Source organism: Streptomyces sp. NPDC054783 (genome assembly GCF_053611725.1).
Genome location: NZ_JBSHAY010000013.1, coordinates 172153 through 184794, shown reverse-complemented (window position 1 = coordinate 184794; position 12642 = coordinate 172153). Strand labels below are relative to the sequence as shown.

Here is a 12642-nt window from a genome sequence, read left to right as displayed (position 1 = left end):
GGGCTGCTCCTTGCAGCGGTCCCTTCGCCGGGCGCGGACCTCGGGTGCGGAATGGCAACGGACCGGTGTCGCCGCTGAACTGACGGGCCAACGGGCACGTACCGCCCGTGGCGCACGCACCGCGCCTGACCGCCCGTCACACGGCCTTCCCCGGCCCGCCCCGGCATGGGACGCGAAGAAGCTCCGAAGCCTCGCCTTACCCCTCCCTTGCGCCCTCCTTGCGTCTTCCTTGCGCCCCCCTTCCGCCCTCGCTTTCCACCCTCGCCTCCCAGCCCTCAACTTCCTTTTCCTGCGCGTAACCCTGCGTAATATGCATGCAATACGCATTCATATTTTCATCCCTGCGGCCCCCGATGCACAACATCATCCGGAGCCACGGAAGTCGCCTGCAGCAACGGCGCGATGTAATCACCAAAACCCTCGAGACGCCTGAACCGATTACGGCAAGGCCTGCAGGTTCTCAGAATGCGGACAGGGTGAATCGGGCCGAATTCCTGCTTTCCCCCCACGCAGTACCGCTCTGCATTACCTCGTGTCATAACAAGAGCGTCACAGCCTTGGTCAAGCACTCCTCCACGTTCCTCACACACGCTTAGAGTCACCGCCAGTCACCGCTCCATAGGGAGTTCGGTACCGGCGCGGCAGCTTCGCACCCTCAAGGGGCGGAACGTGCCTGCGGAAAGGATCGATAGTGCGACAGCGTTCTCTGGTGATTCTTACCTCCGTGCTGACCACCGGAGCTCTGACTCTCACCGCTTGCGGCTCCCGAAACAACGACAGCAAGGGCGGCGACAGTGGCAACGTGACCGTCACGATCGGCGTCGACGCTCCGCTGACCGGCCAGAACTCCGCGACCGGCCTGGGTATTCAATACGGCGCCCAGATCGCCGTCGACGACGCCAACAAGAACAAGACGGTCCCGGGCGTCACCTTCAAGATCAAATCGCTGGACGACAAGGCGATCCCCGCCACCGGCCAGCAGAACGCCACCCAGCTCGTCTCCGACAAGACCGTGCTCGGCGTGGTCGGCCCGCTCAACTCCGGCGTGGCCACGCAGATGCAGCAGGTCTTCGCCACCGCCAACCTGGTGGAGATCTCCCCGTCCAACACCGCCCCCGAGCTGACCCAGGGCAAGAACTGGCAGACCAGCAAGTCCCGCCCGTTCAAGACCTACTTCCGCACCGCCACCACCGACGCTCTGCAGGGCGCCTACGCGGCGGACTACGCCTTCAACGGCGTCCACGCGAAGAAGGCGTTCGTCGTCGACGACAAGCAGACCTACGGCGCGGGCCTCTCCAAGATCTTCAAGGAGCAGTTCGCCAAGCAGGGCGGCAAGGTCATCGGCACCGACCACGTCAACACCGGCGACCGTGACTTCTCCACCCTGGTCACCAAGATCAAGAACTCGGGTGCCGACGTGCTCTACTACGGCGGCCAGTACGACGAGTCCGAGGTGCTGACCAAGCAGCTCAAGGACGCCGGCGCCAAGATCCCGCTGTTCGGCGGTGACGGCATGTTCACCCCGACCTACATCAAGACCGCCGGCAAGTCCGCCGAGGGCGACCTGGTCACCTCCATCGGCGTCCCGGTCGACACCCTGCCCGCCGCCAAGGACTTCGTGGCCACCTACAAGGCCAAGAAGTACCCCGGTGACTACGGCACTTACGGCTCGTACGCCTACGACGCCGCCACCGCCATCATCAAGGCCGTCGGCCAGGTCGTGAAGGACGGCAAGCTTCCGTCCGACGCCCGCAGCCAGGTCGTCGACGCCGTCCAGAAGACCTCCTTCGACGGCATCTCCGGCAAGATCTCGTTCGACGAGTACGGCGACACCACCAACAAGCAGCTGACCGTCTACCAGGTCACCAACGGTGTGTGGAAGTCCGTCAAGAGCGGTACGGCCAACCCGAAGTAAGCCACCGAAGCACATCGCCTCACCAGGGCCGCGCGGCGCAGACCACCGTCACCGCGCGGCCCGCCTTCTACCGCCCCCTTGACTCTCCCCACCACATGGAGGCCATGCGGTGAACACCCTGCCGCAGCAGCTGGCCAACGGGCTGTTCCTCGGCTCGATGTACGGGCTGATCGCCATCGGATACACGATGGTGTACGGCATCGTCCAGCTCATCAACTTCGCCCACGGCGAGATCTTCATGACCGGAGGCTTCGGCGCCCTCACGGTCTACCTCGTCCTGCCGGACGGCATATCCATGTGGATAGCCCTGCCGGCGATGCTGATCGGCGGTGCACTGGTCGCCGTGCTCATCGCCGTCGGCGCCGAGCGTTTCGCCTACCGTCCACTGCGCGGCGCGCCACGCCTCGCCCCGCTGATCACCGCGATCGGCCTGTCGCTCGCACTGCAGCAGGCGGTCTTCAACTGGTACCACGTCGACGGCGACGCCAAGTCCGCCCGCGTCTTCCCGCAGTTGCCGTTCGGCCCGCTGCACATCGGCTCCGTGACCGTGCAGAGCGGTGACGTCTTCCTGATCATCGCCGCCCCGGTGTGCATGGCGGTCCTCGCCTTCTTCGTCCGGCTCTCCCGCACCGGCCGCGCCATGCAGGCCACCGCCCAGGACCCGGACACCGCCCAGCTGATGGGCATCGACACCAACCGCATCATCGTCATCGCCTTCGCCATCGGCGGCTTCTTCGCGGCCGTCGCCGGTGTCTCCTACGGCCTCAAGTACGGCTCGGTCTCCTACGACATGGGCTTCCTCGCCGGTCTGAAGGCGTTCACCGCAGCCGTCCTCGGCGGCATCGGCAACATCTACGGCGCCATGCTCGGCGGCCTCGTCCTGGGTCTCGCCGAGGCCATGGCCACCGCCTACATCGCCGACATCCCCGGCATGCACCAGCTCGGCGGCGGCAGCTGGGCTCCCGTGTGGGCCTTCGTCCTCCTCATTCTCGTACTCCTCTTCAGGCCACAGGGCCTGCTCGGCGAACGCGTCGCGGACAGGGCGTGAGCAGCATGACCGACACCACCACCGAGACCACCGCCCAGGCCCCGGAATCGGCCGGGCGCGGGCCCGTCCCGCTCCCGCCGGCCGCGGCCCGCCCGCTCATCGCGGTCGGCGCGATCGGCACCATCGCCAGCACCTTCCTCAGCTGGACCTGGACCCCCAACTTCCCCGGTGACCTGACGATCTACGGCTACCCGGCGGGCCTGCAGGTCATCGCCCTCGTGGCCGGCGCCCTCACCCTGCTGTACGGGCTCACCCTGTGGAACGTACGCGGGCTGAACTGGCTGAACCCGGGCAGGGCCACCTCCCCGGTCCTGCTGATCACGCTCTCGGCGTTCGCCGTCTGCTGGTTCACCGGCATCGCCATCGCCGTCGACCTCGGCGGCCTGGTGAACCTGGACCCCGGCGCCTTCGTGGCGATGGCGGCCTCCGCGCTGCCCGTCGTCGGCGCCCTCGCGCTGCCCCACCCGAACCCCGGTACGGGCCTGCGCGGCTACCTCACCAAGCCCGACCAGCCCCGTCCCGGCGCGCTCTCGCCGCTCGCCGAGCGTGCCGCCGTCACCGTCGGCACCGCTCTCGCCCTGGTGGTCTTCACCTACGGCATCGGCATCAACGACGACGACAGCGAGACCTTCATCGGGTTCCTGCTCGTCCTCGTCTTCGGCGCCTGGGGCCTGGTCCACGCCGGCCTCCTCGACCGGTTCGCGACGATGTCCGCCCGGCACAAGGGCTTCGCCACCACCCTGGCCTTCGTCGCCGCCGTGATCTTCCCCTTCACCCAGAGCGACGACCACAACGCCAACATCGGCGTGAACATCCTCATCTTCGCCACCGTCGCCCTCGGCCTGAACATCGTCGTCGGCCTCACCGGCCTGCTCGACCTCGGTTACGTCGCCTTCCTCGGCGTCGGTGCCTACGCCGCCGCGCTGGTCTCCGGCTCCGAGTACTCCCCCTACGGCGTCCACTTCCCCTTCTGGGCCGCCGCCCTCACCGGCATGGCCGCCTCGCTGGTCTTCGGCGTCCTGATCGGCGGCCCCACGCTGCGACTGCGCGGCGACTACCTGGCCATCGTCACCCTCGGCTTCGGAGAGATCTTCCGCATCACCGTCAACAGCCTGGACGGCGACTCCGGACCGAACGTCACGCGCGGCCCCAACGGCATCACCCAGATCCCCGACATCAAGATCTTCGGGTTCAACCTGGGTGACGCCCACGACGTCGGCGGATTCACCCTCGGCCGCTTCGCCAACTACCTCTTCCTGATGCTCCTCATCACGGCGATCGTCGTCCTCGTCTTCACCCGCGCCGCCGACTCCCGTATCGGCCGCTCGTGGATCGCCATCCGCGAGGACGAGACCGCCGCCACCGCCATGGGCATCAACGGCTTCCGGGTCAAGCTCATCGCCTTCGCGCTCGGCGCCTCCCTCGCCGGCCTCGCCGGCACCGTGATGGCGCACGTCAACTACAGCGTCAACCCGCAGCCGTACCAGTTCGCCGGCGCCGCCCCGCCCAACTCGGCCTTCCTCCTGGCCGCCGTCGTCCTCGGCGGCATGGGCACCGTCAGCGGCCCGCTGCTCGGCGCGAGCGTGCTCTACCTGGTCCCGGAGAAGCTCCAGTTCCTGCAGAACTACGAGCTGTTCGCCTTCGGCCTCGCGCTGATCCTGCTGATGCGTTTCCGGCCGGAGGGCATCATCGCCAACCGCCGCCGCCAGCTGGAGTTCCACGAGACCGGCCAGCTCGACGTACCGGCGCAGAAGACGCTGACCGACGAACCGGCCGTCACCAAGGCAGGGGCGTAAGGAACCATGACGACACCTGTACTCGAAGCCCGCGACGTCACGATGCGCTTCGGCGGTCTGACCGCCGTCCGGTCCGTCGACTTCACGGTCAACAGCGGCGAGATCGTCGGCCTCATCGGCCCGAACGGCGCCGGCAAGACCACCTTCTTCAACTGCCTCACCGGCCTGTACGTCCCCACCGAGGGCACGGTCGCCTACGAGGGCAAGGTGCTGCCGCCCAAGCCGCACCTGGTGACGCAGGCGGGCATCGCCCGTACCTTCCAGAACATCCGGCTGTTCGCCAACATGACCGTCCTGGAGAACGTCCTCGTGGGCCGCCACACGCGGACCAAGGAGGGCCTGTGGTCGGCCCTGCTGCGCGGCCCCGGGTTCCGCAAGGCCGAGAAGGAGTCCGAGGCGAAGGCCATGGAACTCCTGGAGTTCGTCGGACTCGCCGCCAAGCGCGAGCACCTCGCGCGCAACCTGCCCTACGGCGAGCAGCGCAAGCTGGAGATCGCGCGGGCACTGGCGAGCGAGCCGGGCCTGCTGCTGCTCGACGAGCCGACGGCCGGCATGAACCCGCAGGAGACCCGGTCCACCGAGGAACTGGTCTTCGCCATCCGGGACAAGGGCATCGCCGTCCTCGTCATCGAGCACGACATGCGCTTCATCTTCAACCTGTGCGACCGGGTCGCCGTGCTCGTGCAGGGCGAGAAGCTCGTCGAGGGCACCTCCGACGTCGTACAGGCCGACGAGCGTGTCGTCGCCGCCTATCTGGGTGAGCCCTTCGAGGGCGACCCGGGGGCGGCGGAGGTCGCGGAGGTCGAGGCCGCCGAAGCCGCGGCGGACGCGGCCGAGGCGGACGAGGCCGAAGCCGCGGCGGACGAGGCCGAAGCCGCGGCGGACGAGGCCGAAGCCGCGGCGGACGAGACAGCCGAAGCCGACTCGGAGGCGGAGTCGGCCGACGCGGAGAGCACCGGCACCACCAAGGGAGAGGCCCAGTGACCGCACTGCTGGAGGTCGAGGATCTCAGGGTCGCCTACGGCAAGATCGAGGCCGTCAAGGGCATCTCGTTCAGTGTCGAGGCCGGCCAGGTCGTCACCCTCATCGGCACCAACGGCGCCGGCAAGACGACCACGCTGCGCACCCTGTCGGGCCTGCTCAAGCCCACGTCGGGAAGGATCGTCTTCGACGGCAAGCCGCTCACGGGCGTGCCGGCGCACAAGATCGTCGCGCTCGGTCTCGCCCACTCCCCCGAGGGCCGGCACATCTTCCCGCGCCTGACCATCGCCGAGAACCTCCAGCTCGGCGCCTTCCTCCGCAAGGACAAGGAGGGCATCGAGAAGGACATCCAGCGCGCCTACGACCTGTTCCCCATCCTGGGCGAGCGGCGCAAGCAGGCCGCGGGCACCCTCTCCGGCGGTGAGCAGCAGATGCTGGCGATGGGCAGGGCGCTGATGTCCCGGCCGAAGCTGCTGATGCTGGACGAGCCGTCGATGGGCCTGTCGCCGATCATGATGCAGAAGATCATGTCGACGATCGCCGAGCTGAAGTCCCAGGGCACGACGATCCTGCTGGTCGAACAGAACGCCCAGGCGGCCCTCTCGCTCGCCGACCAGGGCCATGTCATGGAGGTCGGCAACATCGTCCTGTCGGGCACGGGTCAGGACCTGCTGCACGACGAGTCGGTCCGCAAGGCGTACCTGGGCGAGGACTGACCAGGGCTACGACGAGGCCCGCGCCCCCTTCTCCGGGGCGCGGGCCTCGTCGTACAGGTCAGCCCTTCTTGGCCGACTTCTTCTCCTCGTTGTCCGCGATCACGGCCTCCGCGACCTGCTGCATCGACATCCGGCGGTCCATGGACGTCTTCTGGATCCAGCGGAACGCGGCCGGCTCGGTCAGGCCGTACTCGGTCTGCAGGACGGACTTCGCGCGGTCGACCAGCTTGCGGGTCTCCAGGCGCTGGGTGAGGTCGGCGACCTCCTGCTCCAGCTGCTTCAGCTCGGTGAAGCGGGAGACGGCCATCTCGATGGCCGGGACGACATCGCTCTTGCTGAACGGCTTGACCAGGTACGCCATGGCACCGGCGTCCCGGGCGCGCTCGACGAGGTCGCGCTGCGAGAAGGCGGTGAGCATCAGCACCGGCGCGATGGACTCCTCGGCGATCTTCTCGGCCGCGGAGATCCCGTCCAGCTTGGGCATCTTCACGTCCAGGATGACCAGGTCCGGCCGGTGCTCGCGGGCCAGCTCGACGGCCTGCTCACCGTCCCCGGCCTCGCCGACGACGGTGTACCCCTCCTCCTCCAGCATCTCTTTCAGATCGAGCCGGATCAGGGCCTCGTCCTCGGCGATGACGACACGGGTCGTCAGCGGAGGCACGTGCGACTTGTCGTCGTCGGGCGCGTCTACGGGCTGGGGCGACTCGGCGGTCACGGGGGCTCCTTGTTCCAGGCAGGGTACTGCTGACAAGAGCCTACCTAGCTACGGTATGGTGGACGCGCGGAGGGTCGGGGGAAACCTTGGATTCTGCGAGCCCCGGTAGCCCAATTGGCAGCAGGCAACGGATTCAAAACCCGTACAGTGTCGGTTCGAGTCCGACCCGGGGCACTTTTCCTTGGATTCCAAGGTCGACCAGGCAAGTGAAGGATCACGTTCGCGTGATCTTCCACTTTTTGCTGCGTGTCTCCGCGATCACTCCCGCATGGTGTTCACATGTACGACATCAGCACGCGCAAGCGAGCCCTCGCGCTGGTGGCACAGGGGCGCAGCCTCAGCTCCGCCAGCAGGGAGACGGGGATATCCCGGCATGCGATCCGCTCCTGGCAGACACGCATCGAGCCCCTTGAAAGCGCAGGCAAGCCCTGTCCTCGATGCCAGGAGATCCCCGGCCCGCCTCAGAACCCGTCCGCCTACGCCTACCTTCTTGGTCTCTACCTCGGCGACGGCTGCATCAACGCTCATCACAGAGGCGTCTACTTCATGCGCGTCGTTCTGGACAACGCCTGGCCAGGCATCATCGATGCGTGCGAGGCGGCATTACGCGCCGTGCGCCCGGACAACAGCGTCGTCCGCGTCCGGAAACAGGGCTGCGTGGCGGTCACCGTCAGCAGCAAGCACTGGCCCTGTCTCTTCCCCCAGCACGGCCCCGGCCCGAAGCACAACCGCAAGATCGCGCTGGAGTCCTGGCAGCAAGCCATCGTCAATGCCCACCCCTGGGAGTTCATCCGCGGCCTGATCCACTCCGACGGCTGCCGGATCACCAACTGGACGACCCGCATGGTCGCCGGTGAGCGCAAGCGGTACGAATACCCGCGCTACTTCTTCTCCAACAAGTCGGGCGACATCCGGAAGCTCTTCACCGGCGCCCTCGACCGAGTCGGCGTCGAGTGGACCACCCTGGCCCGCGGCAGCCACCCGTTCAACATCTCCATCGCCCGCAAAGCCTCGGTCGCCCTCCTCGACACCCACGTCGGCCCCAAGCACTGAAAAGGGGCCCCTATAAGAGGGGCCCCGCTATAAGAGGGGCCCCGACCCGTCACCTCGGGCTGTCGTCCTCGCCGATGTGGTGGACGCGGACCATGTTGGTCGAGCCGGAGACCCCGGGCGGGGAGCCGGCCGTGATCACCACGACGTCGCCCTTCTCGCACCGGCCGTACTTCAGCAACAGCTCGTCCACCTGGTCGACCATGGCGTCGGTGGAGTCGACGTGCGGGCCGAGGAAGGTCTCGGCGCCCCAGGTGAGGCTCAGCTGAGAGCGGGTGGCCGGCTCGGGGGTGAAGGCCAGGAGGGGGATCGGGGAGCGGTAGCGGGACAGGCGGCGGGCGGTGTCTCCCGACTGGGTGAACGCCACCAGGAACCTGGCGCCCAGGAAGTCACCCATCTCCGCCGCCGCACGGGCGACCGCACCGCCCTGGGTGCGTGGCTTGTTGCGCTCGGTCAGCGGCGGCAGGCCCTTGGCCAGCATGTCCTCCTCGGCCGCCGCGACGATCTTCGCCATGGTGCGCACGGTCTCGACCGGGTACTTGCCGACGCTGGTCTCGCCGGAGAGCATCACCGCGTCCGTGCCGTCGAGGACCGCGTTGGCCACGTCGGAGGCCTCGGCGCGGGTCGGCCGGGCGTTGTCGACCATCGAGTCGAGCATCTGGGTGGCGACGATGACCGGCTTGGCGTTGCGCTTGGCGAGCTTGATCGCGCGCTTCTGCACGATCGGCACCTGCTCCAGGGGCATCTCCACGCCCAGGTCGCCGCGCGCGACCATGATCCCGTCGAAGGCGGCCACGATGTCGTCGAGGTTCGCGACGGCCTGCGGCTTCTCGACCTTGGCGATCAGCGGGAGGCGGCGGCCCTCCTCGGCCATGATCCGGTGCACGCCCCTGGCGTCGTCGCCGCTGCGGACGAAGGAGAGCGCGATGACGTCGAAGCCGGTGCGCAGCGCCCAGCGCAGGTCCTCCTCGTCCTTCTCGGAGAGGGCGGGGACGGAGACGGCGACGCCGGGGAGGTTCAGGCCCTTGTGGTCGGAGATCACGCCGCCCTCGACCACGCGGGTGCGGACGCGCGGGCCGTCGACGGCGGTGACCTCCAGGCAGACCTTGCCGTCGTCGACGAGGATGCGCTCACCGGGGGTGACGTCGGCGGCGAGTCCGGCGTAGGTGGTGCCGCAGCGGTGGCGGTCGCCCTCGACGCCCTCCTCGACGGTGATGGTGAATGCGTCGCCGCGTTCAAGGAGTACCGGTCCTTCCCCGAAACGGGCGAGTCGGATCTTCGGGCCTTGAAGGTCGGCGAGAATTCCGACGCTGCGGCCGGTTTCGTCGGCCGCCTTGCGCACTCGCCGGTAGCGCTCCTCGTGTTCGGCGTGGGTGCCGTGGCTGAGATTGAATCGGGCCACGTCCATTCCGGCGTCGACCAGTGCCTTGATCTGGTCGTACGAGTCGGTGGCGGGCCCCAGAGTACAGACGATCTTTGCTCGGCGCATATGTCGAGCCTAGGCCTTACCCGCGGGTAGAGAATCGGCCCCACATGACCACTCAACAACCTTTGCGTAAAGGGTTATTGACAAGTGTTGAATTGTGCGGTCGCTCGCTCCGATGAGCGAATTTCCCTTCGGGATCATGTGCCGTCGACCAGTGGCGTGAGGTGCCGTGCCTGGCGGGCCTGCGGCATGCGGTGCCCGGGGTGCCGGGATGCCTCAAGTCCGAATGTGGTGAAAGCGGTTCGCGAGGGCTGCGGGTACGACTCCTTGCCGGTGAGCGAGTTGAGGATGGTGGCGCTGCGCCAGGCGGCGAGCCCGAGGTCGGGTGCGCCCACGCCATGGGTGTGCAGCTCGGCGTTCTGGACGTACACCGAGCCGGTCACGGACGGGTCGGTGACGAGCCGGAACTCCTCGTCGATGCGCAGGCGTTCGCCGCTGTCGCGGCGCAGATAGGGGTCGAGCCCGGCGAGGACGCGGTCGAGCGGGCGGTCGCGGTAGCCGGTGGCGAGGACGACCGCGTCGGTCGTCAGCCGGGAGCGGCTGTCCTGCTGGAGGTGTTCCAGGTGCAGCTCGATCTTGGTGGTGGCGATCCGGCCGGCGGTGCGGACCCGGACGCCCGGGGTGAGGACGGCGTCGGGCCAGCCGCCGCGCAGGGTGCGCCGGTACAGCTCGTCGTGGATGGCGGCGAGGGTGCCGGCGTCGATGCCCTTGTGCAGCTGCCACTGCGCGGCGACCAGCCGGTCCCGGACGGGCTCGGCGAGGGCGTGGAAGTAGCGGGTGTAGTCGGGGGTGAAGTGTTCCAGGCCCAGTTTGGAGTACTCCATCGGCGCGAACGCCTCGCTGCGGCCGATCCAGTGCAGCTTCTCCCGCCCGGCGGGGCGGTGGCGCAGCAGGTCGAGGAAGACCTCGGCACCGGACTGTCCGGAGCCGACGACGGTGACGTGCTCGGCGGCGAGGATGCCGGAACGGTGGTCCAGGTAGTCGGCGGCGTGCACGACCGGTACGCCCGGGGCGTCCACGAGGGGCTGGAGCGGATCGGGTACATGGGGCTCGGCACCGACGCCCAGGACGATGTTGCGGGTGTAGGTACGGCCCAGCGCCTCGGCTTCGCCCTCGGCGTCGAGCTGGGTGAAGTCGACCTCGAACACGTCCCGTTCGGGGTTCCAGCGGACCGCGTCGACCTGGTGGCGGAAGCGCAGCCCGGGCAGGCTCTGGGCGACCCAGCGGCAGTAGGCGTCGTACTCGGCGCGCTGGATGTGGAAGCGCTCGGCGAAGTAGAAGGGGAAGAGCCGTTCGCGGGTCCTGAGGTAGTTCAGGAAGCTCCAGGGGCTGGTGGGGTCGGCGAGGGTCACCAGGTCGGCCAGGAACGGCACTTGGATGGTCGCGCCCTCGATGAGGAGGCCGGGGTGCCAGTCGAAGCCGGGGCGCTGTTCGTAGAAGACGGCGTCGAGTTCGGCGAGCGGATGGGCGAGGGCGGCCAGGGAGAGGTTGCAGGGGCCGATGCCGATGCCGACCAGGTCGGGGGGGGAGGTGGGCTCGTGGCGTGGGGGGTTGGTCATACGGGGGTGCCTTCTTCTGCGAGTTTCAGGAGCTGGGCCAGCTGGTCCGGCCGGGTGTGGGGGTTGAGGAGGGTGGCCTTGAGCCAGAGGCTGCCGTCGAGCCGGGCGCGCCCGAGGACGGCCCGGCCCTCGTGCAGCAGCCTGCGGCGTACGGCGGCCACGGCGTCGTCGGTGGCGTCCATGGGCCGGAACAGGACGGTGCTGATCGCGGGCCGGTCGTACAGCTCGAAGCCGGGGTGGTCCCGGACGAGCGCCGCGAACTCGGCCGCCCGGGCGCAGACCTGGTCGACCAGGGCGCCCAGGCCGGTGCGGCCGAGGGTCTTCAGGGTGACCGCGATCTTGAGGACGTCGGGGCGGCGGGTGGTGCGCAGGGAGCGGTCGAGCAGGTCGGGGAGCCCCGCTTCGGTGTCGTCGTCGGCGTTCAGGTAGTCGGCGCGCTGGTGGAGCACGGCGAGTTCGCCGGGGCGGGCGACGGCGAGGAGGCCGGCGGCGACCGGCTGCCAGCCGAGCTTGTGCAGGTCGAGGGTGACGGTGTGGGCGGCCTGGATTCCGGCGAGCCTGTCGCGGTGCCGGTCGCTGAAGAGGAGGCATCCGCCGTAGGCGGCGTCGATGTGCAGGCGGGCACCGTGCACGGCGCACAGGCCGGCGATCTCGGGCAGCGGGTCGATGAGACCGGCGTCGGTGGTGCCGGCGGTGGCGGCGACCAGCAGCGGGCCGGAGAGCGTGGTGAGGGCCTCGTCGAGGGCGGCGAGGTCGAGGGTGCCGCCCGCCGCCGGGACGACGACCGGGTCGGGCAGGCCGAGCAGCCAGGCGGCGCGCGGCAGCGAGTGGTGGGCGTTGGCCCCGCACACGAGCCGCACGCTGCCGCCGTACGCCTCGCGGGCGAGGAGCAGGGCGAGCTGGTTGGACTCGGTGCCGCCGGTGGTGACGAGGGCGTCGGAGAGGCCGGCGGCGCGGGCCAGGGCGCGGGTGACCGCGGCTTCCAGGGCGGAGGCCGCCGGGGCCTGGTCCCAGGAGTCCAGGGACGGGTTGAGGATGCTCACGGCGAGGTCGGCGGCGGTGGCCACGGCGAGCGGCGGACAGTGCAGATGGGCCGCGCACAGCGGGTCGGCGGGGTCGGCGGCGCCCTCGGCCAGGGCGTGCACGAGGGCGCGCAGCGCGTCGGGGTCGCCCTGGCCGGGAAGCGCGTCGCCGAGCACGTCGGCGACGCGCGCGGCGACGGCCTCCGGTCCCCCGCCGGGCAACGGCCCGCCGCGCGCCCGCGTACCGGCCGCGAGCGCGTCGAGGACGGTGCCGAGGAGGGGGCGCAGGGCGGCGGGGCCGTTGGGGCCCGAGGCGAGGGGCGGCATGCGCAGAGGTTCCTCACCGCTCATCGG

At 69.2% G+C, this 12642-nt stretch carries 10 protein-coding genes and 1 tRNA gene; 7 read left to right on the top strand and 4 right to left on the bottom strand.

Translation table 11 applies throughout. The features are described from left to right. The first annotated feature begins 691 nt into the window (after positions 1-691). The 5 genes from ACWGJ5_RS23605 (at position 692) to ACWGJ5_RS23585 (ending at position 6456) form a co-directional block, all read left to right on the top strand. Entirely contained in the window at positions 692-1915 is a 1224-nt protein-coding gene (locus ACWGJ5_RS23605) for a branched-chain amino acid ABC transporter substrate-binding protein (protein ID WP_453311650.1), read from the top strand. A 109-nt stretch (positions 1916-2024) separates the two neighbouring features. Then, positions 2025-2963, top strand: a complete 939-nt coding sequence (locus tag ACWGJ5_RS23600) for a branched-chain amino acid ABC transporter permease (protein WP_228622589.1) — start codon at positions 2025-2027, stop codon at positions 2961-2963. A 5-nt stretch (positions 2964-2968) separates the two neighbouring features. Further along, a complete protein-coding gene (locus ACWGJ5_RS23595) occupies positions 2969-4759 on the top strand; it encodes a branched-chain amino acid ABC transporter permease (RefSeq protein ID WP_453311703.1) in 1791 nt (596 codons plus the stop codon). 6 nt (positions 4760-4765) lie between these two features. Next, positions 4766-5743, top strand: coding sequence for an ABC transporter ATP-binding protein (locus ACWGJ5_RS23590; protein ID WP_453311649.1), 978 nt, complete (start codon positions 4766-4768; stop codon positions 5741-5743). Then, a complete protein-coding gene (locus ACWGJ5_RS23585) occupies positions 5740-6456 on the top strand; it encodes an ABC transporter ATP-binding protein (protein WP_453311648.1) in 717 nt (238 codons plus the stop codon). The genes ACWGJ5_RS23590 and ACWGJ5_RS23585 overlap by 4 nt, the downstream gene beginning before the upstream one ends. A gap of 58 nt (positions 6457-6514) precedes the next feature. Here ACWGJ5_RS23585 and ACWGJ5_RS23580 read toward each other — a convergent pair whose 3' ends face one another. Next, a complete protein-coding gene (locus ACWGJ5_RS23580) occupies positions 6515-7171 on the bottom strand; it encodes an ANTAR domain-containing response regulator (protein ID WP_453311647.1) in 657 nt (218 codons plus the stop codon). 99 nt (positions 7172-7270) lie between these two features. Between ACWGJ5_RS23580 and ACWGJ5_RS23575 the strand changes: the two genes are divergently transcribed. Both ACWGJ5_RS23575 and ACWGJ5_RS23570 read left to right on the top strand, forming a co-directional pair. Then, positions 7271-7345: transfer RNA gene (locus ACWGJ5_RS23575), tRNA-Leu, on the top strand. 105 nt (positions 7346-7450) lie between these two features. After that, entirely contained in the window at positions 7451-8224 is a 774-nt protein-coding gene (locus ACWGJ5_RS23570; protein WP_453311646.1) for a transcriptional regulator, read from the top strand. A gap of 49 nt (positions 8225-8273) precedes the next feature. Here ACWGJ5_RS23570 and pyk read toward each other — a convergent pair whose 3' ends face one another. The 3 genes from pyk to ACWGJ5_RS23555 all read right to left on the bottom strand — a co-directional run bounded on the left by pyk (position 8274) and on the right by ACWGJ5_RS23555 (position 12639). Then, positions 8274-9710 (bottom strand): pyruvate kinase, encoded by a 1437-nt coding sequence (gene pyk / locus ACWGJ5_RS23565; RefSeq protein WP_453311645.1) that lies wholly within the window; start codon positions 9708-9710, stop codon positions 8274-8276. Positions 9711-9844: 134 nt separating this feature from the next. Further along, entirely contained in the window at positions 9845-11266 is a 1422-nt protein-coding gene (locus tag ACWGJ5_RS23560; protein ID WP_453311644.1) for a lysine N(6)-hydroxylase/L-ornithine N(5)-oxygenase family protein, read from the bottom strand. Continuing rightward, positions 11263-12639 (bottom strand): pyridoxal phosphate-dependent decarboxylase family protein, encoded by a 1377-nt coding sequence (locus ACWGJ5_RS23555; RefSeq protein WP_453311643.1) that lies wholly within the window; start codon positions 12637-12639, stop codon positions 11263-11265. The genes ACWGJ5_RS23560 and ACWGJ5_RS23555 overlap by 4 nt, the downstream gene beginning before the upstream one ends. Positions 12640-12642: the final 3 nt, after the last annotated feature.